General features: G+C 42.6%; 25 protein-coding genes and 1 riboswitch. Of the genes, 12 read left to right on the forward strand and 13 right to left on the reverse strand.

The annotated features are described in order from the left end of the window. Nucleotides 1–5 precede the first annotated feature (5 nt). Nucleotides 6–128: a hypothetical protein gene (locus NXX38_RS25230; RefSeq protein ID WP_255518806.1), complete on the forward strand. Its 123-nt coding sequence runs from the start codon at nucleotides 6–8 to the stop codon at nucleotides 126–128. A gap of 37 nt (nucleotides 129–165) precedes the next feature. Here the strand turns inward: NXX38_RS25230 and NXX38_RS25235 are convergent, their stop codons facing one another. From NXX38_RS25235 to NXX38_RS25275, 9 genes are all read right to left on the reverse strand, one after another. Next, nucleotides 166–1,137 carry a hypothetical protein gene (locus tag NXX38_RS25235; protein WP_005812863.1) on the reverse strand — a complete coding sequence of 324 codons (972 nt, stop codon included), beginning with the start codon at nucleotides 1,135–1,137 and terminating at the stop codon, nucleotides 166–168. Nucleotides 1,138–1,293: 156 nt separating this feature from the next. After that, nucleotides 1,294–2,193, reverse strand: coding sequence for a toprim domain-containing protein (locus NXX38_RS25240; RefSeq protein WP_005812865.1), 900 nt, complete (start codon nucleotides 2,191–2,193; stop codon nucleotides 1,294–1,296). Between the two features lie 200 nt (nucleotides 2,194–2,393). Continuing rightward, nucleotides 2,394–3,500 carry an AAA family ATPase gene (locus NXX38_RS25245; protein ID WP_005812867.1) on the reverse strand — a complete coding sequence of 369 codons (1,107 nt, stop codon included), beginning with the start codon at nucleotides 3,498–3,500 and terminating at the stop codon, nucleotides 2,394–2,396. A 2-nt stretch (nucleotides 3,501–3,502) separates the two neighbouring features. Next, nucleotides 3,503–3,844 carry an AlpA family transcriptional regulator gene (locus NXX38_RS25250; RefSeq protein ID WP_005812869.1) on the reverse strand — a complete coding sequence of 114 codons (342 nt, stop codon included), beginning with the start codon at nucleotides 3,842–3,844 and terminating at the stop codon, nucleotides 3,503–3,505. 43 nt (nucleotides 3,845–3,887) lie between these two features. Next, nucleotides 3,888–4,256: a helix-turn-helix domain-containing protein gene (locus NXX38_RS25255; protein ID WP_004320284.1), complete on the reverse strand. Its 369-nt coding sequence runs from the start codon at nucleotides 4,254–4,256 to the stop codon at nucleotides 3,888–3,890. Nucleotides 4,257–4,389: 133 nt separating this feature from the next. After that, entirely contained in the window at nucleotides 4,390–4,944 is a 555-nt protein-coding gene (locus NXX38_RS25260; RefSeq protein ID WP_021935591.1) for a hypothetical protein, read from the reverse strand. A 410-nt stretch (nucleotides 4,945–5,354) separates the two neighbouring features. Continuing rightward, nucleotides 5,355–6,602, reverse strand: a complete 1,248-nt coding sequence (locus NXX38_RS25265) for a site-specific integrase (RefSeq protein WP_005812874.1) — start codon at nucleotides 6,600–6,602, stop codon at nucleotides 5,355–5,357. After that, nucleotides 6,599–7,165: a hypothetical protein gene (locus tag NXX38_RS25270; RefSeq protein WP_005812876.1), complete on the reverse strand. Its 567-nt coding sequence runs from the start codon at nucleotides 7,163–7,165 to the stop codon at nucleotides 6,599–6,601. The genes NXX38_RS25265 and NXX38_RS25270 overlap by 4 nt, the downstream gene beginning before the upstream one ends. A 281-nt stretch (nucleotides 7,166–7,446) precedes the next feature. Beyond that, nucleotides 7,447–8,316, reverse strand: coding sequence for a DUF6845 domain-containing protein (locus tag NXX38_RS25275; protein ID WP_148365024.1), 870 nt, complete (start codon nucleotides 8,314–8,316; stop codon nucleotides 7,447–7,449). Nucleotides 8,317–8,438: 122 nt separating this feature from the next. Between NXX38_RS25275 and NXX38_RS25280 the strand changes: the two genes are divergently transcribed. The 7 genes from NXX38_RS25280 to pncB all read left to right on the forward strand — a co-directional run bounded on the left by NXX38_RS25280 (nucleotide 8,439) and on the right by pncB (nucleotide 14,270). Next, a complete protein-coding gene (locus tag NXX38_RS25280) occupies nucleotides 8,439–8,765 on the forward strand; it encodes a cupin domain-containing protein (protein ID WP_195650060.1) in 327 nt (108 codons plus the stop codon). 311 nt (nucleotides 8,766–9,076) lie between these two features. After that, nucleotides 9,077–10,015 carry a DUF1848 domain-containing protein gene (locus tag NXX38_RS25285; protein ID WP_074559087.1) on the forward strand — a complete coding sequence of 313 codons (939 nt, stop codon included), beginning with the start codon at nucleotides 9,077–9,079 and terminating at the stop codon, nucleotides 10,013–10,015. Nucleotides 10,016–10,387: 372 nt separating this feature from the next. Next, nucleotides 10,388–11,167 carry an SDR family NAD(P)-dependent oxidoreductase gene (locus tag NXX38_RS25290; RefSeq protein ID WP_148365026.1) on the forward strand — a complete coding sequence of 260 codons (780 nt, stop codon included), beginning with the start codon at nucleotides 10,388–10,390 and terminating at the stop codon, nucleotides 11,165–11,167. Nucleotides 11,168–11,303: 136 nt separating this feature from the next. After that, complete coding sequence (locus tag NXX38_RS25295; protein WP_148365027.1) at nucleotides 11,304–11,909, forward strand: TetR/AcrR family transcriptional regulator; 606 nt, start codon at nucleotides 11,304–11,306, stop codon at nucleotides 11,907–11,909. 4 nt (nucleotides 11,910–11,913) lie between these two features. Beyond that, on the forward strand, nucleotides 11,914–12,639 hold the full coding sequence (locus tag NXX38_RS25300) for a DUF2271 domain-containing protein (protein ID WP_258981566.1): 726 nt from the start codon (nucleotides 11,914–11,916) through the stop codon (nucleotides 12,637–12,639). 114 nt (nucleotides 12,640–12,753) lie between these two features. Continuing rightward, complete coding sequence (locus NXX38_RS25305; protein WP_258981567.1) at nucleotides 12,754–12,936, forward strand: hypothetical protein; 183 nt, start codon at nucleotides 12,754–12,756, stop codon at nucleotides 12,934–12,936. Between the two features lie 167 nt (nucleotides 12,937–13,103). Next, nucleotides 13,104–14,270 (forward strand): nicotinate phosphoribosyltransferase, encoded by a 1,167-nt coding sequence (pncB, locus tag NXX38_RS25310; RefSeq protein WP_195650056.1) that lies wholly within the window; start codon nucleotides 13,104–13,106, stop codon nucleotides 14,268–14,270. Nucleotide 14,271: 1 nt separating this feature from the next. Here pncB and NXX38_RS25315 read toward each other — a convergent pair whose 3' ends face one another. The 3 genes from NXX38_RS25315 to NXX38_RS25325 form a co-directional block, all read right to left on the reverse strand. Beyond that, on the reverse strand, nucleotides 14,272–14,586 hold the full coding sequence (locus tag NXX38_RS25315; RefSeq protein WP_148365029.1) for a HigA family addiction module antitoxin: 315 nt from the start codon (nucleotides 14,584–14,586) through the stop codon (nucleotides 14,272–14,274). A 7-nt stretch (nucleotides 14,587–14,593) separates the two neighbouring features. After that, complete coding sequence (locus NXX38_RS25320; RefSeq protein WP_258981568.1) at nucleotides 14,594–14,911, reverse strand: type II toxin-antitoxin system RelE/ParE family toxin; 318 nt, start codon at nucleotides 14,909–14,911, stop codon at nucleotides 14,594–14,596. Between the two features lie 249 nt (nucleotides 14,912–15,160). Beyond that, nucleotides 15,161–15,484, reverse strand: a complete 324-nt coding sequence (locus NXX38_RS25325; protein WP_148365030.1) for a co-chaperone YbbN — start codon at nucleotides 15,482–15,484, stop codon at nucleotides 15,161–15,163. A 169-nt stretch (nucleotides 15,485–15,653) separates the two neighbouring features. Then, nucleotides 15,654–15,858: riboswitch (cobalamin riboswitch) on the forward strand. Nucleotides 15,859–15,989: 131 nt separating this feature from the next. Here NXX38_RS25325 and accC point away from each other — a divergent pair. Genes accC through NXX38_RS25340 form a run of 3 tightly spaced genes read left to right on the forward strand, consistent with a single transcriptional unit; the run spans nucleotide 15,990 to nucleotide 19,591 of the window. After that, nucleotides 15,990–17,504: an acetyl-CoA carboxylase biotin carboxylase subunit gene (gene accC / locus NXX38_RS25330; RefSeq protein ID WP_148365031.1), complete on the forward strand. Its 1,515-nt coding sequence runs from the start codon at nucleotides 15,990–15,992 to the stop codon at nucleotides 17,502–17,504. A 22-nt stretch (nucleotides 17,505–17,526) separates the two neighbouring features. Continuing rightward, nucleotides 17,527–18,036 carry an acetyl-CoA carboxylase biotin carboxyl carrier protein subunit gene (locus NXX38_RS25335; RefSeq protein WP_008650400.1) on the forward strand — a complete coding sequence of 170 codons (510 nt, stop codon included), beginning with the start codon at nucleotides 17,527–17,529 and terminating at the stop codon, nucleotides 18,034–18,036. A gap of 19 nt (nucleotides 18,037–18,055) precedes the next feature. Next, the gene (locus NXX38_RS25340) at nucleotides 18,056–19,591 is read left to right on the forward strand and encodes an acyl-CoA carboxylase subunit beta (protein WP_195650055.1); all 1,536 of its coding nucleotides are present in this window, start codon (nucleotides 18,056–18,058) and stop codon (nucleotides 19,589–19,591) included. 611 nt (nucleotides 19,592–20,202) lie between these two features. Here the strand turns inward: NXX38_RS25340 and NXX38_RS25345 are convergent. Next, nucleotides 20,203–21,243 carry an N-acetylmuramoyl-L-alanine amidase gene (locus NXX38_RS25345; protein ID WP_195650054.1) on the reverse strand — a complete coding sequence of 347 codons (1,041 nt, stop codon included), beginning with the start codon at nucleotides 21,241–21,243 and terminating at the stop codon, nucleotides 20,203–20,205. 129 nt (nucleotides 21,244–21,372) lie between these two features. On the opposite strand from NXX38_RS25345, the gene NXX38_RS25350 reads away from it, so the two are divergent. Beyond that, nucleotides 21,373–22,653 (forward strand): O-acetylhomoserine aminocarboxypropyltransferase/cysteine synthase family protein, encoded by a 1,281-nt coding sequence (locus NXX38_RS25350; protein WP_004306892.1) that lies wholly within the window; start codon nucleotides 21,373–21,375, stop codon nucleotides 22,651–22,653. The last annotated feature ends 2 nt before the right edge of the window (nucleotides 22,654–22,655 follow it).

Here is a 22,655-nt window from a genome sequence, read left to right on the forward strand (position 1 = left end):
AGCGATTGGCGAAAGCCTCGGTCATGTTCTCTACGATGACTATCATGTCGATGTCGTGTGTGGCGCGTGGACGCACCACGGTATTGGTCATGGTGATGTCACAGGCTGCTCCGCCTATCACCACATAGTTTTCTGAGTATTCCGCAAATGCTTCACGGAACTTGACTAATCCTTCCATTTCTGTTCACTGATTATTCGTTCTACTTCTTTTTCTACTCTCGGATCATCATCATCTCTCAACGAAAGGACAAGGGAAAGGCGATCAACCCACTGGCTTTTGTCGCCCATTTTGCTGACAACAGGGTATTTCCATACCTCTATGATATAGTTGCCGTCATAGATGTTGGGATTCTCCATGACATCAGCCGACTTGACGGCACGATATTCCTTGCTTGTCATCATTATCATCTCTTCCCGGTCACGATTAAGCATGGAATAATGTGCCAGGGCATTGATGCCGCATACGGGGTATTCCGCATCCAAGCGTATGTCATCGCAAAAGATGCGGTTCTCCACAGGTGACAGCAAGACGTTCTGAGCCTTGTCCCACAGTTCCTTGCCCTTCAACTCGAAGTGTACCACCTTGCTGCGCTGTCCGTTCTGAATCTTTTGACACAGTCCTACATCTTCAAGACAGGTGACACCCAACGTGACGCTTTCGTAAGAATATGGAAGCAACGGTGCAATATCCCTTGGCGACATTCCTTCAATACTGCCCACCTGTAGGTGATAGAGTAGTATGTATTGCGCCACAGGGGTCAATACTTCGGCAATCTTCCTGTTGCTTGTCTTCTCCAATGCTATGATGCCTGGCAGATGGGCATATTCCTCGGACATGACAAAGAAGACTCCTTTGTCTGCCAGTCTGTGTCGCTCGTAGGTGGGTCCGGGCGCAAGGATAAACACCGCAGGCAGTCCCAGGGCTTCGGTCAACCGCTTGCCCGTGATGGCGCAAGTCCGTGGAGAGGGATTGCCCTTCTTGGGCTCAACGAACAGCAGGGGCGTGCCTTGGTATGTGCCATCATAGAAACGGTATGAGAGTTTCTCGCCAACCGTGATGCCTTTCAGGCTTTCCTTGGCACGAGGTTCCACCTCAAAGCGTCTGCCCAATATCCTTATTTCTTTTTTCAATTCCATTCTGCTACATTTTAATAATGTATTAAAACGATGCAAAAATAAGGATAATAATTGAGAATCAAGCATGTTTGGGCGAAAAAGTGCAGATTTGATATGTAATTTCAATGCATTTGAGCCATTTTTGCATCAAATGATGGTGTTTTCGTCTTTATAATGTCATTCAGATGCCGTTCGTTTCTTCCTCATCAGATAGTCGTTGACATCCTTGTAGTCGGCATATCTGAAGGACTCGTCCGTCACCCTGTACTCGAATACATTGCTGATGCTCTCAACCGTCTTGCGTCCTGCCTGGTCGTTGTCGAGGAAGCAATGGATGTGGGTGTAACGGTCAAGGTAATGCAATGCCTGTTTGAGGTTGGCGACTGAGTTCAGTATCATATAGTCGCAAGGGCTTTCAACGACAAACCATCGGTCTTGCTGTTTAACGAGGGTCATATAAGCAAGGAAGTCCATGAAGCCCTCAAAGACCAGACAACCGTTTTGCCACTCGTTGAACGTATGGGCAAGCAGGGTGATGTCCTTATGCCCGATGCAGCCCTTGAAATAGGGATTGCGCACCTCATGTCCTTCACTCAGATTGCCAAAGGCAATGCCATAGTAATGTTTTTGCTCAACCTTGTAGTGTATCTCCCTGCAATACATCCTGCCAATGGTGATGTCTATCCGTCGGCTACTGAAATAGGACAGCAGAGAATGGTTGCTCAGTGGGAGCAGCTTCACATCGTTCATCTTGGTTGTCGTGTATTCCTTGGCTGCGATAGCGGTCTCGATTGCCTTATCCACAGTGGCAATACTCTTGGACGCAAGGTAGGCAAGGGCATCGGAAACGGATTGTTTGTTATACATACGCTTTACCAGCTCCACAAGGTCACCGCCCTCCTTAATGGCGTAGTCGTACCACAGGTTCTCCTTCTTGCTGACCTTGAACGATGCGGTCTTCTCGTCCCTGAAGGGTGACAGATACCAGTAGGCATTGCCCTTCTTCTTTTTCAGCGTTACATTCTCCTTGTCTAAGAAGTCTATAATGCTCAGTTTCTTCGATTGTTCAATATTCATTGTACTTTCATTTGTTCGGTTTTACTTTGTCCATGGAAACAGTTTACTTTACCCTTTCTCCTATATAGGCACACCCGTAAACTAAACCATTTGCTAAACTACTTTTCCGCTTCCCAATTCAGCCTCCGATTTCGGTTTACTTTGGCCTTATTTCTTATATATAGGTACGGACGTAAACTAAACTGGTTTCTGAACTGTTTTTATTCCTCTTCATGGAACAGGTCAATCTCGGCAGGTGTATATCCGAAATAGTAATGATTATCCCGCTTCACTATGAGCTTTTGCTCGTTAATCAGGTATTTCAGCATTTTGATGATGACGCTTCTGCCACGCTTAAAGCCAATGTCTGCATAGGCTTGCGTTAATTCCTCCACCATGCGATCGAATCCTTTGATAGGTTTCTCCTTGAATGCAGCCGTCAGCGCCTCGTTATGCTGTTCGGATGTCAAGTCTTGGTAAGTAAACCTTGACGGTTGCTTGTCACCTTCTTCCTTCTCCGGCGTGTGCTCGACAATCTCTGGCAACCCTTCCTCATTGACTGTAAAGGCAAACGGCTTGAACTCCTTCTCACGGATGTGCATCGCCTTCACCTCGCTGATGTCGGGATTGGTGGTGCTCTTGGTGATGACAAGCACCGTCTCTGCCTTGTTGTTCATCTCCGTACCGATATGCCCGCGCACGTTATTGTCGCCCTTGTTCTGATGCAATACGCAATGGATGTGCAGGTCATACTTTGATGACCATTCCATCATCTTGTTGATGACCTCGACCGATTCTCCCGCATTGTTGATGTCGAGAAGCAGGTCTCTGATTCCGTCGATGATGACCAGTCCATAGCTTTGGTCTTGGGCAAGCGCATAGTCTATGACCTCTATCCTGACGGAGGGCGTGTACTCTCTCAGACAGATAAAGTCAAGGTTCTCGTTGTCGATGCTTGTAGGTAGACCAGCGAGCTTCAGGATGCGCTCCAGCACATTATGGCAGTGATAGCGGCTCTGCTCCGTATCTACATACAGTATCTTGCGTTTCCCCTCTGGCAGACTGGCGCGATAGTTCAGTACCTTGCCGTTGGCGAGGGAAGCGGCTACCAAGGCAGACACGTTGAAGGTCTTTTTCGCCTTTGCCTTACCAGTAGAAGCACTGAAGTTGCCCAATGTGGCTATGCTGGAATTATCAACCCATATAATCTGAGGAGGTGTTTTATAAGTATCTGTTGCCTTTATCAACGATTCGCTCAATATGCGATTGAGACGCTGTACTCCTTCCTCTTTTGAGTTAGGCTGTACATGTTTGTTATTTTCTTCCATTTTCATTCTTTCGGATTATCAATTTCTATTTTCGTTACCATTCCAATGACCTCTTGTTTGTTTTGGAGCAGCCACTTGTCGATTTCTTCTCTATTAAAATACAGCATTTTTCCCCTTGGCTTATAGTGTGGAACTTCTTTTGCGGCTGTAAGTTTGTATAGCAGGCTTTCAGAAACACCAATATACTTACATGCTTCGTCAAACCCCAAGACGGTTTTGGTCTGCTTGACCATCTTCTCCAATTCCTCGATTCGCTCTATTAGTTTGTCAATAGGTCCCAAAGCCTCCAAACTGTCTTCTATTGCGACAATTCGCTCATAGAGTCTAAAATGTCTTTCATTCATGTGTCACGTACCTTAATTAAATTGTTTACAGACAGTAGCACGGTTATATTAGCCGTCTATTCTTTCTTTGTGTAGATAGTACATATTCCTCTGCTTCTCTTTGAATCTCGTTCTTCGATTTGCCCTTGGTTCCTTGAAGCCATTCATCTATCTCAGATTTGAGGAACATGATGCGTTTGCCTCTCTTGTGAAACGGTATTTCCCGATTGCTTGTCCAGCAATATATGGTATGCTCTACCGGATGTGTTGGGAGATAAGCACATAATTCAGCAACCGTAAACCATGTTTCTTCTTTTTCTGATTGAACAAGTTCATATATACCATCAATCTTGTCTTCTAATGATGACAGCTTTTTCAGTACCCCCGTTATAGCGTTGGGAATATCTTCAAATCTTATACTATTTTCTTCCATGCTAATTATTTTTTATGATTTTTGATGCAAAGTTATGGGGAGACTGTCACTAAATAGAAAAAGTAACGTGATAGTAAGGCAGTATCAACCAAACTATCACGTTTTTACTTTCATTTAGCAGAATTATTGTGATTTATTCCTCTCTTAATATCTGTTCGATGGATTTGCAGATGGCATATTGACTTGCTGTCATGGAAACGTTTCTTCTTATCCTTGAAAGAGAAGAGGAAAGACAACTTGAAGTTATGAATTTCTCTGTTCCATCCTTTTTGATACTGGTTAAGAAGCGACCTTCTCCCATGACATATTGCCAATTATTGTTTATCAAATGGTATTGAGCCATAGCGTCAAACAGTACGGCTACATTACGTACATTCTTTACACGGATAGATGCGTCCAAGTCGCACTTGAATAGGCGACACAACTCGCTACGCACATCACTGTTGTCGGCAAAATCAAATATGTCGTGACTTTGGACAAGTTCTACCAACAAATCCATCTGTCTGTCTGACAATTGGCATCCCAAAGTGAGGATGGACGATTTCTTTCGGGTAAGGATTGGCAGACCAGTACCCACATGTTGAAGAAACAACTCAATAAGTTCCTGCTTGGAATAATCTTCTTTTTTCTTGATTATTGACACACACTTAGAGTCTCTAAACAAAGTACCAATAATGCCAATTGCCATCTGTCGCGAGTTCTTACAACGTGCACAATCACAGTCAATATATTGGTGACTGCGCTCAAATAGTTCTATGAAGTACTCTGTCTTCATATGATTCTTTTCAGCTTGAAGATACCAACTTCTTGCGATCTCAAACAACTCATACAGTTCTCTGTAGAAGTCTTCTGTACACTCCACATGTTTGTGGACACGCTTGCTCTCTTCAAAAAGAGAGAAGCCAAAAAAGGCTGTCTTTTTTCATTTTTATCTGTTTATTGTTATAAATGTTTGGTTTCCACGAAAGGTTAAAGTGCCAAAACAATAGCATCATTACATAGAATGTTGAAAATGAAAGGCACTAAAAACCACCTGTACAATAAAGGACTTATTGATACAAGTGGTCTTCTATACTAAGTGCTTACAAATGATAATCACTATTCATCTATGTCCAACTTAAAAGCTTCTGTAGCTTCATCTTTCTTCTTGTCAATTACTTTTGCGTAGATTTGCGTGGTTTTTACATTGGTATGCCCTAACATTTTGCTTACGGTATATATGTCTGTACCGTTAGCCAATTGTAACGTTGCATAGGTGTGGCGGAAGCAATGAAAGGTGATGTGCTTGGTAATCCCTGATGCTTTTACCCACCGTTCCAAAGGCCTAGATATCCATGAAGGGTCAGGCAGTCCGGCAAACACCAACAGTTCTCCGTCTTTCTTGCGCTCACCGCAAAGCTTGTATGCCTGTGGCGATATAGGCATGTATTCAACGCCCTTAGTCTTCTGCTGAGTGAAATTGAGACGGTACCCACCATTGTATTCTTCAACCTCTGACCATTTAAGCTTTTGAATATCGCTATGTCGCATTCCTGTCAGTGCAGAGAACAAGGCTGCCCGTTTTAGTATATCATCACACGGAGTCTTTGCCAATATATTAAGTTCTTCCAGTGACAGATACTCTCTTCGAGCACTCTGAAACATGATATTTTTAGCCTTGGCAGCAATATCACAATTCAGATAGCCATCCACGAAAGCTTGTTTGAGTGCCGCCTTGAAGATAGAGAAGTACGTCGATGCCGTATTCCTTGAAATAGTTCCTTTCTTAGAACCACCCTGCGGTGCCTTTATCAAGAAGGAACGGAATGCCTCAATATACTTCATGTCAATCTGCGAGAACTGTATGTAGTCACACTTGGCAAACATTGACAACAGTGTGTGCAATCTGCGCCAGTTGACAACTATCGATTCTGACGCAGTTTCCTCTCTTTCTTTGATTAACTTCTCAATATACTCCAGAACATTGCATTTTGAGCGTTCGCTTTGTTCTGCCATTTCCATTTGCTGGTCAGTAAAGAGAGCCATGTTGTCGTACTCTTTTTGACGCAGGACTCGAACGCCATCCGCATAAAGGCAAGTTTCCATATCTTGCTTGGATTTACACTGAATAACGCCATTGTCATCTCGCTTGGGCTTGTACTTTATTCTACCAGCAACGGCTCGCTCGCTTCGTCGTTTATCCCATATAGGGGTAGTAATAGACCTCCTGAGATATTCACGCACTCGTTTGGGTTTGTCATTTCCCGTCTCATAAACAGGATAAGCTTCAAGATAGATGAACCACTCATCTCTCCACTCACTTTTCTTTAATTTGACGGAGACTTTAGTATAATCTAATCTTTTCATAATGGTTTTATATCTTTATAAAGTTTGTCTATTGATTCCTTGTGAGCATACACATAATTACCGATTTGCCGGGTCGGTATTGAGTATTTTCGTATATGAGCATACACGGTGCTGTCATCCAGATGAAATTTCTTGGAAATCTCACCTATTGTATAGCAATCCTCTGGTTCCATGCGGTACATGGTAACTGGTTTCCTTGGCTTGGTGTCAAGCGGAGACTGTCTTAACGGAAACAGATTCATTAGTTCTCCTTTGCATACAAGTCGTATTCCTTTCTCTGGCTCAATGAAGGAAATCTTTTTCATGTAGATGAGCCTATAAATGGTTGAGCGGCTTGCACCAAACATAGCATACGCTTCCGTTATGCTGATATACTCTTTAGACTTGGGCATATTGCTTACAATCTTGTCCAGTTCAAGTTGGCGTTTTTCTTCATCATGCTTACGCTTCCACGCCACCTTGGAGCATTTGGGTGAACAATACCAGGACTCCAAAGTCCTTGCGAAGAACTCTTCTCCGCACACAGGACATTTCCGTACTATCTTATACTTTGCTACTGCCATAATTCATTCATTTTGTAGTTCTTAATATCTATTCTTCTCATCATATCTACTTTTTCTTACAGGTACAAATAAGGTACAGATGTTTATAATAATAACGCAAAGATAGCAATATTATTGTGTACGGCCAAAAACAAGAAAAGCGTGTAACTCATTGAGCTACACGCTTTCCATTTGATATTGTATTCTTATTTCTCTATGTGCTTATTTCACTTAATTAAAAAAAGCATCCTCTGCTTGAAGAAGCATGATTACAGCTCACATCCAAACAGAGGAAGAATTCTTTAGATAACGGAAAGTCCATATTCGTAGGCTTCCGACATCGCATTGTAATCTGCGTCGGAATATGCGCCTTTATCCCTTGCTTTCTGCATATCTTTCATAAACGATTCTACAGAAGACAGGAAACTAGAATAGTTTTTCTGTTCTTCATCATAGCCTGTCACAGCAGGAAGCTTCTTTGCAGCTTCGAGTTCCTTCTTCAGTTCCGCCATCTTCATGTCAATACGCATACCGTCCAGCGCATGTTTGCGGGAATAAAGATTCATGATGCTTTGCACAGTGCCGGACATCTTACGCATAGCCATGATCTGATCTTTCAACGGTTCGTCGGCAAGAAGTTCTTTTTCAGCCTGTTCCGTGAGCGGGCTTAGAATATCAAAAATCACTTGTTTATATTCGGACATTTCTACACTTAGCCGGTAGTTTTCATCCAAGAGCTTGCCAGCCTTGGCTGTCTCTTTGGCCTGCTTGTAAGAGAGAAACTTATTAAAATTATCATAGAATTGCGTCCGTGCACTAAAAAGTCCTCTATAACTCTGCTTCAGATTCTGACGGACTTCTATATTAAAGTAATCTCCCGGATCCATCAATTCCGCAGTGTCTCTGGCAGATACTTCAGGCGGTGCTATCGGAGATACTTCAGGAACTTTTCCTGTCTGTTCCATATATCCCAAGACCGCATTTACGTCTTTTGCATTAGCTACATGCCTCAACACGATGAGCGATGTATGATAATAGTTTATCACTTTACTGGCATTATCCAATTCCTCCGGAGTGACGGAGGACGCAGCCTGTTTCTTGTTTCCTCCCGAACAGGAAACCAATAAGAAAGCACCTATCAGTGCTCCAAACAATAAGATATTCTTCTTCATAATAATGGTTAGTTTATTGAGACTTTCGTACTATAACAATAAAAATCGTTTTTTGTTATAGACAAACAATGCATATTTGATAAGTGTTCTATACATGATATTAACTTAAAAATAAAACAAATATGGAACAATCATTTCAAAAAGGAGTTGTGCTCCATTTGGCTTCCCTCATTGAATATACTGAAGGAGGCGTCATCAGCAAACAGTTAATCAAAAGTCCGGCAGGAAATATCACTTTATTTTCTTTCGACAAAGGAGAAGGGTTAAGCGAACATCGTGCTCCGTTTGATGCGCTCGTGCAGGTATTGGAAGGGGTAGCGAATATTACTGTAAACGGAAATCTGTTCACCGTAAAAGCAGGAGAAAGTATCGTATTTCCGGCGAATGCGCCGCATGCCCTTACAGCAGTGGAGAGATTTAAGATGCTGTTGACTATGATTAAGGAATAAACAACCATAGTGTATAAAAACAAAAAATGGCTACTCATCACGAGCAACCAATCTTTTGTTAACCTTAAATCTAATACTTATGAAAAAAACACTGTACAAAGGTACCATATTTCAGGTAAATAGCAAATTTTAGAGCCTAAACAGCCCATATTATAACAGGGTTTAATACTCTGGGAAGCGTATTAACATTTCAGACTTCACACGTTAACATTTAACATATTCATTCACACAAGTTACTTCTTGGGTAAGTAAGAATACAAAAAAGAGGGCATCATTGAAACAACATCGTCTTTTTTTTGTAACTTTGAACTATGATAATCAGTGCCAGCCGCCGGACAGATATTCCGGCATTCTATTCCCAGTGGTTTTTTAACCGGATTAAAGAAAGATATGTATTAGTGCCCAATCCATATCATCCGAAAATGATTAGCAAGATCTCTTTATCTCCTGCTGTAGTAGATTGTTTTGTTTTCTGGACCAAGAACCCGGCACCTATGCTCAACCAACTGGAGAAATTGCAGGATTACAACTATTACTTCCAATTTACACTTAACCCTTACGGAGAAAAGCTGGAAAATCATTTGCCCTCCATCGATAAACGAATGGATACCTTTAAAAAGCTGGCTGATAAAATCGGCAGGGAAAGGGTGATCTGGAGATACGATCCGATACTGACGAACGAGGAATACAATGTTTCTTTCCATCAGGAAGCATTTGCCCGGATTGCCGACGGACTCAAAGACCACACTGCCAAATGTATGCTAGGATTCATAGATCATTATCAGCATATCCGGAACTCTGTACGGTCATTCAACATCTATCCGCTGACTCAAGAGGAAATAGAAGAAATGGCTGTCTCTTTTAAAAAAACAATAGACGCTTATCCCGACATACAGTTGGATACTTGTACTGTGAAGGTGGATTTAAGACATTTGGGTATTCCGAGCGGCCTGTGTATCGATAAGAATCTGATAGAAAAGATCATCGGTTATTCCATCCTCGCCCAAAAGGATAAAAACCAGCGTAACATCTGCAACTGCATTGAAAGCATTGATATCGGAACTTATGAAAGTTGTCTGAACGGATGTATTTATTGTTATGCCATCAAAGGCAATTATAACACGGCAGTATATAATAGGAGGAAACATGATAAAAACTCACCGCTACTTATCGGTCATTTATCCGAAGAGGATATCGTAAAGGAACGGGAGATGAAAAGCCTGCGGGATAACCAATATTCGTTGTTTTAATCTCTTCGGTCTACAGTTGGCTTACAGGCATAAAAAAAGGCTATCTATCCCAGACAGCCAATCTTTTGTTAACCTTAAATCTAATACTATGAAAAACACAGTACAAAGATACGGACTTTTCGGTTATCTCCAAATTTTGAGGTCAAAGCAACGTATCTTATAACATGGTTTAATAGAATCAGAACCGCATTAACAAATGAGTGGCCGGCCATTAACATTTAACAGTTTTCTTAAAGAATCAAGGCGTAAAACTGGAAGAGATGCAAAAGTTTTCGAATCGAATACCTTATCTTATTAAAGAGAGTTTATGCGGGCTAACAAATTCCTCTGCCAGCTGTTTCTAATAGAAGGTAACCATCAAATTCCCATTATATGAACAGATTCGAAAATAAAGTAGTTGTCATCACCGGTGCTGCCAGTGGCATAGGCGAAGCAACCACACGCCGCATTGTCTCCGAAGGAGGCAAAGTAGTCATCGCTGACCATTCCGAGAAAAGAGCGGAACAGCTTGCCAACGAACTCATGCACGCAGGGGCTGACGTGCGCCATGTCTATTTCTCCGCCACCGAACTCCAGAGTTGCAAAGAGTTGATTGATTTTTCCATGAATGAATATCAAAGAATAGATGTACTGATTAATAATGTAGGAGGAACTGATCCCAAACGTGACCTTAGCATCGAAAAGCTGGACATCAACTACTTTGATGAAGCATTCCATCTGAATCTCTGCTGCACGATGTACCTTTCCCAACAGGTCATTCCTATCATGACTGCCAATGGCGGCGGAAACATTGTCAACGTAGCTTCCATAAGCGGACTTACGGCTGATGCCAACGGCACTTTATACGGCGCCAGCAAAGCGGGTGTCATCAACCTGACGAAATATATCGCTACTCAAATGGGAAAGAAAAACATCCGTTGCAACGCCGTAGCTCCGGGACTGGTACTTACTCCCGCTGCATTGGACAACCTGAATGAGGATGTACGTAATATCTTCCTCGGTCAATGTGCCACTCCTTATCTGGGAGAACCGGAGGATGTTGCAGCTACCATCGCTTTTCTGGCTTCGAACGATGCCAGATACATCACCGGACAAACAATTGTGGTGGATGGCGGACTGACCGTTCATAATCCGACAGTAGCGTTATCATAAAACGACCGGATAACGTATTATCGGTAAAGATGATACGTTATTAACCGGCAACCATTACAAAAATAATCTCTTTTTCCTTGATGTTACCGATAGGAGACATATCTTTGTGACCAGTCAGTAACAAAAGTATCAAAGTATGGAAAAAGAGATTACTAAAAACAGACAGGCTACGGAAATGACCCTGATTAAAGCCGTCAACGATATCATCGAAGAAAGCGGTTTCGAAGGGTTGGGGATCAATGCGGTAGCAGCCAAGGCCAAAGTTTCAAAAATGCTTATCTACCGTTATTTCAATTCGCTGGATGGACTGATAGCAGCCTACATTCAACAGAACGACTATTGGATTAACTTCGATGAAAAGTTACCGGATCAGACTCATTTAGCCGCATTTATCAAGCAGATATTCAAAAGACAAATCATGTGGTTACGGGAGAATTATACATTGAAACGCCTGTATCGCTGGGAACTGACAACCGACAATAAGTTTGTGAAAGAGTTGCGCAACAAACGGGAAGAGAAAGGGATCTGGCTGGTAGAGGCAGTCAGCAAACTTTCAAAACATCCGAAAAAAGAGATTGCCGCTATGGCTTCCATCATCACCGCAGCCATCAGTTATCTGGCATTGCTCGAAGAAAACTGCCCGGTCTACAACGGCCTCAAAATTCAGCAGGAAAGCGGCTGGGAGGAATTGGAAGAAGGCATCAATCTATTAGTAGACCTCTGGTTACAAAAACAACTCTAATCAAATGAATAAAATGACAATAATGGGAATATGGGTTCTTTCTCTATTGATAAATAGTGGATGCAACCGGGGGTTAGTAGAATACGACAGTAACGATCTTAAAATATCTATTGAAAAAGGGGAAGAGTGGTTGCATAATTTTCCTTTGTTTCTAGGCATCAACATCAAAAATCCGCCCCAGATTGCAATCTGGACTGAAGACATGGAAGGGAATTATCTGTCCACCGTGTATGTGACACACAAAATAGCCACTCAATCCTGGCAAGCCTCCGGCGGTAACCGCCGAAAGGAAGCGCTGCCGCATTGGTGTTATCAGCGGGGAATCCAATATGAAGACGGGTTATATCTCCCTAGCAAAAAGGAACCGTTGACGGACGGTATCAGCGGAGCTACTCCGAAAGGTAGTTTTAATGTGAAGATGTCGCCAACCGGAAAAGAGAAGAAGTTTATAGTCAAAATTGAGATCAATCATTCTACAGATTTCAATGATGCATATCCGAAATCGGCCAAAGAAGGAGACGCCAATTACTCCGGTGGAAAAGAAGGAAGCGGACAGCCTGCCCTTGTCTACACAACAGAAGTAGATTTGACTTCCGGCAAGAAAGAATTTACAGCCAAACTGATCGGACACAGCAGCCCGGATGGAAGTAATGGAGATCTTACCAGAGATACTTCTTCACTCACAACTGCATTGCATATCGTTAAGAGCATAACCGTGTATGTGCAATAGCAGCAGCTAACCATCGTATTATCAGACTCTATCCTTGCATCATTATGAAGAAATTTATATTCATCTTTACGCTGCTATCCTTTATGACCGTATGTGCCGACAGACAAACAGACAATGGACGGCTCTCTTACACTACATATAAAAGTCAACCGGAAATTAAAACTGAATTTGATGGCAGGTTATGAACTTCAGAAACTGGAACGTATAAAGAAACAGGAAGATCCGTATTTCCATACGACGTTTAAGGAAGAATTGTCGCACCATTCCATTACGCTGAAAATCGGCTTGACGTATTAATACAACTATAATAAGAGATAAGGAATTTGCCATTGCGAACAGAATATATATTCAGATCCTGCTTTATTCCCCTCGAATAAAAAAGGTATAATTATTAATGATTAAGTCGTTATATCATTCAACAAATACTAACTTTACGACGTTATAAGATATAAAGAGCGAACGAAATGATTGTTAAGACATTACTAGATACCGATCTTTATAAGTTTACCACATCGTATGCTTATATCAAACTGTTTCCCTATGCAATGGGCACGTTTAGTTTCAACGACCGGAATGAAACCCAATATACCGAAGATTTCCTGAAAGCACTCAAGACAGAGATTAAGAATCTTAGTCAGTTGAGGTTTACGGAAAAGGAACTGGAATATATGACGAAAAACTGCAGATTCCTTCCGAGGGTCTACTGGGAGTGGTTATCTTCTTTTCGTTTCGACCCGAATAAGATTGATATTCATCTGGATGAAGCCTGTCATCTTCACATGGAGGTGACTGACTTGCTCTATAAAGTGACGTTATATGAAGTGCCTTTGCTCGCGATTGTCTCCGAAATCAAAAACCGTTTCTTTGGCAATGTAGCAGACATGAACGAGATTCTTTGCAAGCTGTCGGAGAAAATAGAATTGTCGAATCAACATCAGCTCCGCTTTTCCGAATTCGGCACACGGAGAAGATTCTCCATTGATGTGCAGGAAACGGTTATCAAGAAGCTGAACGAGACGGCACATTATTGCACCGGAACTTCCAACTGTAACTTTGCAATGAAATATGGAATGAAAATGATGGGGACTCATCCACATGAATGGTTTATGTTTCATGGAGCGCAGTTCGGATATAAACATGCCAACTATATGGCACTCGAAAACTGGGTGAATGTTTATGACGGGGATTTGGGTATCGCACTTTCCGATACATATACTTCCGGTATCTTCCTTAGTAACCTTAGCCGCAAACAGGCCAAACTTTTTGACGGAGTGCGTTGCGATTCCGGTAATGAGTTTGAGTTTATCGACAAACTGGTTGCCCGTTACAAAGAGTTGGGAATTGATGCGACAACCAAAACCATCGTTTTCAGCAATGCCCTCGACTTTACCAAGGCATTGGATATTCAGGAATACTGCCAGAACAAAATACGCTGCTCTTTCGGAATCGGTACCAACCTTACCAATGATACCGGATTCGAGCCTTCGAACATCGTGATGAAACTGACACAATGTAAGATGAATGTCAATCAGGAATGGAGAGAATGTATCAAACTATCTGATGATGAAGGAAAACATACCGGCAGCCTTGAAGAGGTACAGGCTTGCCTGTATGAGTTACGACTCAACTAAATTATAACAATGTTGCACATATTTTCCGTAAGTTCTCCAAATGCGCCATAACATTCTTATCCTTTCGGGCAATTTGCATATTATATCTTGTCTGCATATTCACCAACAGCTCCGCATTTATATTGGTAGCAGCTTCAATCAACAAAGCAAAATCAGTAGATACAGGACGACGCCCATTCAATATATCATTCAGCATCGTATACGACACTCCTACCACCTCTGCAAATCGTTTCTGCGATATTCCACGAGATTGTAATTCTTCTTTTATAATCTCTCCCGGATGTACTGAAACAAAAGAATACCCTAAATTAGACATACTATTCTTATTTATAATGATTCGTTATGTCGATTATAGAACAAATAGTTATGACGGGTTCGGAATCCGTAGTCGATATTTTAAATTCCAGTCGATATTGTTTATCGATCCGAATAGATGAAATACCTTTTTTAACTCCCGTCAAGACTTCATAATTCAACGAATTCAAAGGATAAAGTGCTTCTACATTCAACGCTTCAGCCAAAATGACAATTCGCTTCACATAATTCCTTATTACTTGAGGTTGAAAACGATGCTTCTTATCGCTACATTTACCTTCATAATAAAGCTCTGAAAGATATTCCTTTTCAAACTCAATAACCATTTCTCTACTTATTACGACAGTACAAAGATAGCAGTTTTTTTTCAGAATACACTAAAAAAGTGGATATAATGATAGCAATTCTATCAAACTTGGCCAAAGTCCGAAAGCTAGTAGATAAAACTTGCTATCACCTTAATCAACACAACTCTATTCATAGCAGTATTAATAAAAAAACGCTGCAGGTATGTTCTTATTCTATACTATCTGTGACTATAGTAATAAAAGCTATAGCAATCAGCCCAAAACCTTTTAGGATTTGAATCCTTTCACTGCTCTTTCCAGTCTTTCCAGAGGTAATTCACCGGATTGTCTCCAGAGCTGTTCTCCTTTTCTAAAAAGAATAAAGGTAGGAGTCGACTCAACTGTATAGAAATCTGTAAGGGCAGGTTCCTGATCGATGTCTACTAATACCACTTCCAATGTTCCTTCCATCAGTTTCTTAAATTCGTCAACAACCGGTTTCATACGTTGGCAATGAGGACACCACGTTGCATAAAACTCTGCCATTACCCAATCACCGTTAGCCAGTTTCTCCTGATTTCTTTCTTCACGAGCTATTTTCTTTTCTTTCATATGAATATCTCCTTTTAATTAATTACTATCACCCTAACAATATCAGGAGAAATATAGTTTAGAAAAATAGCAAGGTTACACACTAATTAAAGAATCCGTTTTAAAGATAAGCATTGCACAAAATTGCAACTTTCGTGCAAAAAAGAAACATCCTATTCAATATTTATTTATCTTTGCCCCCCGAAATGGTTCAGAATCCGTATCCAACGGACGACGATTAATAGGGAATCGGGTGCAAATCCCGGACAGTCCCGCTGCTGTGAAGCTCTGTTCAATGTCTTATAATTGAACTAATTTAACGCCACTGATGTTAATCGGGAAGGCAAATAAGACAAGAGTCAGTCAGAAGACCTGCCATTTTGTGTAAGACGCTCCCCTCCTCGTGGGTTAGGAGAAAGAGTATCACTTGTTAAGCCCCAAATCAAAAAAATACTGTTTTTCGTCGGGTGGAGTATGTCCATTAGACGGGAAGACATTAATAAGTATGTACTTAATTGAGAAAAGTATGATAAAAAAAATCTTAGTAGCCAATCGCGGTGAAATTGCCGTAAGGGTGATGCGCTCCTGCCGGGAGATGGAGATAACGAGTATCGCTATCTTTTCCGAAGCAGACCGGACCGCGAAGCACGTGCTTTACGCAGACGAAGCTTATTGCGTAGGGCCGGCAGCATCCAAAGAGAGTTATCTGAATATAGAAAAAATCATCGAAGTGGCGAAAGCAGCTCATGCGGACGCCATCCATCCGGGTTACGGCTTCTTGTCCGAGAATGCTACCTTCGCCCGTCGATGTCAGGAAGAAGGAATCATCTTTATCGGACCTAATCCGGAAACAATGGAAGCCATGGGGGATAAAATTGCTGCCCGTATCAAAATGATCGAGGCAGGAGTACCCGTTGTTCCCGGCACACAAGACAATTTGAAAAGTGTGGAAGAAGCCATAGAGCTTTGCAATAAGATCGGATATCCGGTGATGCTGAAAGCTTCTATGGGCGGCGGTGGAAAGGGTATGCGCCTCATCCACAGTGCCGAAGAAGTGGAAGAAGCTTATACCACTGCCAAGAGCGAATCGTTGTCTTCCTTTGGCGACGACACGGTTTATCTGGAGAAGTTCGTTGAAGAGCCTCATCACATCGAGTTCCAGATTCTTGGTGACAAGCATGGAAACGTCATTCACCTGTGCGAACGCGAATGTTCCGTGCAACGCCGTAACCAGAAAATCGTAGAGGAGACTCCTTCGGTTTTCGTCACTCCCGAACTGCGGAAAGATATGGGTGAAAAGGCGGTAGCTGCGGCTAAAGCGGTGAACTACATCGGTGCGGGTACTATCGAATTTCTTGTTGACAAACACCGCAACTATTATTTCCTTGAGATGAACACCCGTTTACAGGTGGAGCATCCGATTACGGAAGAAGTGATTGGGGTAGATTTGGTGAAAGAGCAGATTAAAGTTGCCGACGGACAAGTGCTTCAACTCAAGCAGGAAAATATCCAGCAACGCGGACATGCCATTGAATGCCGTATTTGTGCCGAAGATACAGAAATGAATTTTATGCCGAGCCCCGGTATCATCAAACAGATTACAGAGCCGAACAGTATCGGGGTACGTATCGACAGTTATGTGTACGAGGGATATGAAATTCCGATCTACTACGACCCGATGATCGGTAAACTGATTGTGTGGGCTACCAACCGCGAATACGCTATCGAGCGGATGCGCCGTGTGCTCCACGAATATAAGTTGACCGGTGTGAAAAACAACATCAGCTATCTGCGTGCCATCATGGACACTCCCGATTTCGTGGAAGGTCACTATGACACAGGATTCATCGCCAAGAACGGTGAATATCTGCAACAACGCATCACGCACACCAGTGAACATTCCGAAAATATTGCCCTGATTGCCGCTTATATGGACTACCTGATGAACCTCGAAGAGAACAACAGCGGCATGGCTACCGACAATCGTCCTATCAGCAAATGGAAAGAGTTCGGACTGCACAAGGGAGTGTTGAGAATCTAATTTTAACAAAGAGAATTCAATTATGGAAATTCATATAGGAAACCGTGTGGCCGAAGTAGAGTTGGTCAGCAAGGAAGACAACAAGGTAGTACTCACCATTGACGGAAAACCGTTTGAAGCAGATGTAGTGATGGCGGAAAACGGCACTTGCAACATCTTGATGGACGGACGCAGTTCGAACGCACAACTGATTCGCCGTGATAACGGGAAAAGCTATAAAGTGAATACGCATTATAGCAGTTTCAATGTAGAAATTGTGGACAGCCAGGCGAAATATCTGCGGATGCGCAAGAAAGGGGAAGAGGAACAGAACGACTGCATCATTTCTCCGATGCCGGGCAAGGTAGTGAAAATACCTGTTGTAGCCGGTCAGGAAATGAAAGCGGGAGATACTGCCATCGTTATCGAAGCAATGAAGATGCAGAGCAACTACAAAGTGACTTCGGATTGCCGCATTAAAGAAATTCTGGTTCAAGAAGGTGATAGCATAACCGGCGAACAGACATTAATAACATTAGAACCGATTGCATAATATAAGAACGGATTGCATTATGGAAGAAATAAATAAAGCATACGCCACGTTCGAGGAACGTGACCGCATCGCTTCTCTTGGCGGAGGCGTTGATAAAATAGAGAAGCAACACGAAAGCGGTAAAATGACTGCCCGCGAACGTATCGAGATGTTGCTCGACAAGGGTACTTTCGTTGAACTGGATAAGTTGATGGTTCACCGCTGTACGAACTACGGTATGGATAAGAACAAAATTCCGGGAGATGGTATCGTGTCCGGTTACGGAAAGGTAGACGGTCGCCAGGTGTTTGTTTACGCTTATGACTTTACGGTATATGGCGGCTCACTGTCAGCTTCCAATGCTAAAAAGATTGTGAAAGTACAACAACTTGCATTGAAGAACGGTGCCCCGATTATCGCTTTGAATGATTCGGGCGGTGCACGTATTCAGGAGGGAATCGAGAGCCTTTCCGGTTATGCTGATATTTTTTATCAGAATACAATGGCCAGCGGTGTGATTCCACAGATTTCAGCCATCCTCGGTCCTTGCGCCGGAGGTGCCTGCTACTCTCCTGCCCTGACCGATTTCATCTTCATGGTGAAAGATAAGAGTCATATGTTTGTGACTGGTCCGGATGTAGTAAAAGCAGTGATTCATGAGGAAGTAAGTAAAGAAGAGCTGGGTGGCGCAATGACACATAGCAGCAAGAGTGGTGTGACTCATTTTATGTGCAATTCCGAAGAAGAATTGCTGATGAGCATCCGTGAACTGCTTTCTTTCTTACCGCAGAATAATATGGATGAAGCCAAGAAACAGCCTTGCACCGACGAAACAAACCGCGAAGATGCTTCTCTGGATACGATCGTTCCGGTAGATCCGAACGTACCGTATGACATGAAAGACATTATCGAACGCGTTATAGACAATGGTTATTTCTTCGAAGTGATGCCGAACTTTGCAAAGAATATCATTATCGGCTTTGCCCGTATGGCAGGTCGTTCGGTAGGTATCGTAGCGAACCAGCCGGCTTATCTTGCCGGTGTTCTCGATATTGATGCCAGTGACAAAGCAAGCCGTTTTATCCGTTTCTGCGATTGTTTCAATATCCCATTGATTACCTTTGAAGATGTTCCGGGATTCCTTCCGGGATATACACAGGAAAACAATGGTATCATCCGTCACGGTGCAAAAATAGTTTATGCGTTTGCAGAAGCTACTGTTCCCAAACTGACTGTGATTACCCGCAAAGCTTACGGTGGTGCTTATATCGTAATGAACTCCAAGCAGACCGGAGCTGACGTGAACTTCGCTTACCCAAGTGCAGAAATTGCAGTAATGGGTGCGGACGGCGCCATCAATATCCTGTTCCGCAAAGCTGACGAAGCAACAAAGACCAAGGAACTGGAAGCTTACAAAGAAAAGTTTGCTACTCCGTATCAGGCTGCCGAACTGGGATATATTGACGAAATCATTTATCCGAGACAGACTCGCAAACGTCTGATTCAGGCACTGGAAATGACGGAAAACAAGATGCAGACAAACCCGCCCAAGAAGCATGGTAATATGCCTTTATAACAACTAGATAAGGTGCGCAAAAGCACCACTCATAAAACGAGCTTGCAGAGATTCTATGATATGCTTTAGAAGATTTGTAAGCTCGTTTCTTATTTGTAAGCCTGCCGTTTCTTTTATATGTAACAAAAAAAACGGCACCTCGATTCACATCGCAGCACCGTCACAACACAAACACAAAATAAAACACGACAAAACTACTATGCAATCTTCCTGTCATGCCGGGGAGGCATATCTTGCTTGACTTATCTATATTCGCATACGCATAAGAAGCTTTATCAGGCGATTTGCACAATAAATAACATACATTTCCGGATTTTGTTCACAGGATTGATAAGATTTTATTCAATAATATGATAAGAAAATGAAATAACGCGCTCTTTAACGAATTCAAGAGAAACGAAAAAAACGGCACCCCGATTCACATCGCAGCACCGTCACAACACAAACACAAAATAAAACACGACAAAACTACTATGCAATCTTCCTGTTATGCCGGGGAGGCATATTCACTAGCCTATATATATTCGCATACCTACAAGTAGCCATCAGGCGATTTGCATATATAAAACATTCTGATTTTTATTTTGTTCACGAAAGGAGAAGTAAAAATATTATTTTTTCTCCTTGTAGTCTTTCAGGAAGCCTTCCATCAGCCATTTGGCGAGTGCCTGACGATTGGAATTCATCACCAGCCGACGCTGATCGAACGTATTCTGGATATTACCCAACTCCACAAAAACGGAAGCGGGAGTGGTATGGGAAAGCACGTATAAGTTACGCCCGCTCACTGTGCCGGAAAAGCCCCGGTTGGGTTGATGCTTATCGTACTTTGACTCAAACGTATTTTTCATATTATTCGCCAATCGTTTGCTTTCTCCCTTTTTATTCGAATAATAGAAAAAGACATCCGTTTGTTTTCCCTTACTACGGCTATCGATATGAATAAAAATTGCCCTGCAATAAGAATAGTTCTTACGGTCTTTCCGGTAAAGGGCGTTTATTTTATCGCAGCGTTGCTGTAAGCGTTGCACCTGATTCAAAGGAATTGGATCGCCCATACAAGTCTCCCGTTTACTGTTTGACAGGTACGAATCATCACGGATACCATCTTTAGCATCTTGAATGATGATACGGACTTCGGCTCCTTCCTGCATCAGGTTACGTGCCAGACGGAGGGCAATATCATAAGCGTATTCATCTTCGTGCAATTCGTATTTACCAACTTTCCCGATAGCACCCGGATCAGGACCTCCATGTCCGCTGACCACATAGAAGCAAGCACCGGCAAGACGGTTGGAAGTGACTTTCACATCAGCCAGTTGCTTTCCAAACAGAGGCTCATTGAGGGTGGTTCCTATTTTTGTTGATTTAGCTTTCGGAGATTGTTGCTTTGTTCCGGAACTTTCGGAAGCTGATTTCTTGATGGGAGGAATAACATACGTTACGCCCACTTTAAGCACATTGTTCTTTCCCAGTTTCTGTTTATTGAGCTCAATAAAGTCGTCGTAATACTTCTTCGGAGAGCGGTTGTGCCTCAACAGAAAAGAAGAGATGCCTTCACCCGCTTTCGGAGTTGCCTTCTGCTGTGCCCAAAGAGTTGTGCCCGAAAAAAGAAAAGCTAAGAATAAAAGAATATAGAGTTTATTTTTCATAACTACATTAACTATCTCCTTCGCAAGAGTATCATTTCACTCATAAACAGGGCAAAAATACAATTATTTTCCCTACTTTTGCAGCATTAAAACATTTTTTGAAATAAAACATTAAAACCCGATAACATTATGGCAAAACAATTCAAACCGGAAACCCTGTGTGTACAGGCAGGATGGACGCCTAAAAAAGGCGAACCACGCGTATTGCCCATCTATCAAAGTACAACTTTCAAATACGATACCAGCGAGCAGATGGCCCGCCTGTTCGACCTGGAAGACAGTGGCTACTTTTATACCCGTCTGCAAAATCCAACGAATGATGCTGTTGCCGCCAAAATAGCCGCTCTTGAAGGTGGTGTAGCCGCTATGCTGACTTCCAGCGGTCAGGCCGCCAACTTCTATGCCATTTTTAATATCTGTCAGGCAGGAGATCACTTTGTTTGCTCCTCCGCTATTTACGGAGGTACGTTCAACCTGTTTGGCGTGACCATGAAGAAGCTAGGCATCGATGTGACTTTCGTTAATCCGGATGCCAGCGAAGAAGAAATTTCTGCAGCTTTCAAACCGAATACAAAAGCTTTATTCGGTGAAACGATTTCCAACCCTTCTCTTGAAGTACTGGATATTGAAAAGTTCGCACGTATCGCACACAGTCACGGGGTTCCATTGATTGTTGACAATACTTTCCCGACTCCGATCAACTGCCGCCCATTTGAATGGGGAGCTGACATCGTGGTTCATTCTACTACCAAATACATGGACGGACACGCTACAAGCGTAGGTGGCTGTATCGTAGACAGCGGTAATTTTGACTGGGATGCTCATGCTGAAAAATTCCCGGGACTTTGTACTCCGGACGAGTCATACCACGGACTGACTTATACTAAAGCATTCGGCAAAGGTGCTTATATCACCAAAGCAACTGCCCAACTGATGCGTGACCTCGGCAGCATCCAAAGCCCGCAAAATTCTTTCTTATTGAATCTGGGACTTGAAACGTTGCACCTGCGTATGCCTCAACACTGCCGTAATGCGCAGAAAGTAGCTGAATATCTTTCTAAAAATGAGAAAGTTGCCTGGGTAAACTATTGCGGACTGCCGGACAATAAATATTACAGCCTTGCACAGAAATATATGCCGAACGGTTCCTGCGGAGTCATCTCCTTCGGACTGAAAGGCGGACGTGACGTATCTATCAAGTTTATGGATTCACTGGAATTCATTGCGATCGTTACTCATGTGGCGGATGCACGTAGTTGCGTGCTCCATCCGGCAAGCCATACTCACCGTCAGTTGACGGATGAACAACTGATGGAAGCAGGTGTACGCCCAGACCTGATCCGTCTATCGGTAGGTATCGAAAATGCAGATGATATTATTGCTGATATCGAACAAGCATTGAACGCATAAGG

The organism is Bacteroides sp. BFG-637, assembly GCF_024793605.1.
Classification (GTDB): domain Bacteria; phylum Bacteroidota; class Bacteroidia; order Bacteroidales; family Bacteroidaceae; genus Bacteroides; species Bacteroides vicugnae.

What these genes read in the sequence shown, in the direction of transcription:
- NXX38_RS25300 (WP_258981566.1), top strand. Translation starts at nt 11,914, where the DNA reads ATGAATAAAATGACAATAATGGGAATATGGGTTCTTTCTCTATTGATA.
- accC (WP_148365031.1), top strand. Translation starts at nt 15,990, where the DNA reads ATGATAAAAAAAATCTTAGTAGCCAATCGCGGTGAAATTGCCGTAAGG.
- NXX38_RS25290 (WP_148365026.1), top strand. Translation starts at nt 10,388, where the DNA reads ATGAACAGATTCGAAAATAAAGTAGTTGTCATCACCGGTGCTGCCAGT.
- NXX38_RS25305 (WP_258981567.1), top strand. Translation starts at nt 12,754, where the DNA reads ATGGACGGCTCTCTTACACTACATATAAAAGTCAACCGGAAATTAAAA.
- NXX38_RS25335 (WP_008650400.1), top strand. Translation starts at nt 17,527, where the DNA reads ATGGAAATTCATATAGGAAACCGTGTGGCCGAAGTAGAGTTGGTCAGC.
- NXX38_RS25280 (WP_195650060.1), top strand. Translation starts at nt 8,439, where the DNA reads ATGGAACAATCATTTCAAAAAGGAGTTGTGCTCCATTTGGCTTCCCTC.
- pncB (WP_195650056.1), top strand. Translation starts at nt 13,104, where the DNA reads ATGATTGTTAAGACATTACTAGATACCGATCTTTATAAGTTTACCACA.
- NXX38_RS25240 (WP_005812865.1), bottom strand. Translation starts at nt 2,193, where the DNA reads ATGAATATTGAACAATCGAAGAAACTGAGCATTATAGACTTCTTAGAC.
- NXX38_RS25255 (WP_004320284.1), bottom strand. Translation starts at nt 4,256, where the DNA reads ATGGAAGAAAATAGTATAAGATTTGAAGATATTCCCAACGCTATAACG.
- NXX38_RS25270 (WP_005812876.1), bottom strand. Translation starts at nt 7,165, where the DNA reads ATGGCAGTAGCAAAGTATAAGATAGTACGGAAATGTCCTGTGTGCGGA.
- NXX38_RS25250 (WP_005812869.1), bottom strand. Translation starts at nt 3,844, where the DNA reads ATGAATGAAAGACATTTTAGACTCTATGAGCGAATTGTCGCAATAGAA.
- NXX38_RS25345 (WP_195650054.1), bottom strand. Translation starts at nt 21,243, where the DNA reads ATGAAAAATAAACTCTATATTCTTTTATTCTTAGCTTTTCTTTTTTCG.
- NXX38_RS25315 (WP_148365029.1), bottom strand. Translation starts at nt 14,586, where the DNA reads ATGTCTAATTTAGGGTATTCTTTTGTTTCAGTACATCCGGGAGAGATT.
- NXX38_RS25260 (WP_021935591.1), bottom strand. Translation starts at nt 4,944, where the DNA reads ATGGCAATTGGCATTATTGGTACTTTGTTTAGAGACTCTAAGTGTGTG.
- NXX38_RS25235 (WP_005812863.1), bottom strand. Translation starts at nt 1,137, where the DNA reads ATGGAATTGAAAAAAGAAATAAGGATATTGGGCAGACGCTTTGAGGTG.
- NXX38_RS25295 (WP_148365027.1), top strand. Translation starts at nt 11,304, where the DNA reads ATGGAAAAAGAGATTACTAAAAACAGACAGGCTACGGAAATGACCCTG.
- NXX38_RS25340 (WP_195650055.1), top strand. Translation starts at nt 18,056, where the DNA reads ATGGAAGAAATAAATAAAGCATACGCCACGTTCGAGGAACGTGACCGC.
- NXX38_RS25320 (WP_258981568.1), bottom strand. Translation starts at nt 14,911, where the DNA reads ATGGTTATTGAGTTTGAAAAGGAATATCTTTCAGAGCTTTATTATGAA.
- NXX38_RS25285 (WP_074559087.1), top strand. Translation starts at nt 9,077, where the DNA reads ATGATAATCAGTGCCAGCCGCCGGACAGATATTCCGGCATTCTATTCC.
- NXX38_RS25265 (WP_005812874.1), bottom strand. Translation starts at nt 6,602, where the DNA reads ATGAAAAGATTAGATTATACTAAAGTCTCCGTCAAATTAAAGAAAAGT.
- NXX38_RS25275 (WP_148365024.1), bottom strand. Translation starts at nt 8,316, where the DNA reads ATGAAGAAGAATATCTTATTGTTTGGAGCACTGATAGGTGCTTTCTTA.
- NXX38_RS25325 (WP_148365030.1), bottom strand. Translation starts at nt 15,484, where the DNA reads ATGAAAGAAAAGAAAATAGCTCGTGAAGAAAGAAATCAGGAGAAACTG.
- NXX38_RS25245 (WP_005812867.1), bottom strand. Translation starts at nt 3,500, where the DNA reads ATGGAAGAAAATAACAAACATGTACAGCCTAACTCAAAAGAGGAAGGA.
- NXX38_RS25350 (WP_004306892.1), top strand. Translation starts at nt 21,373, where the DNA reads ATGGCAAAACAATTCAAACCGGAAACCCTGTGTGTACAGGCAGGATGG.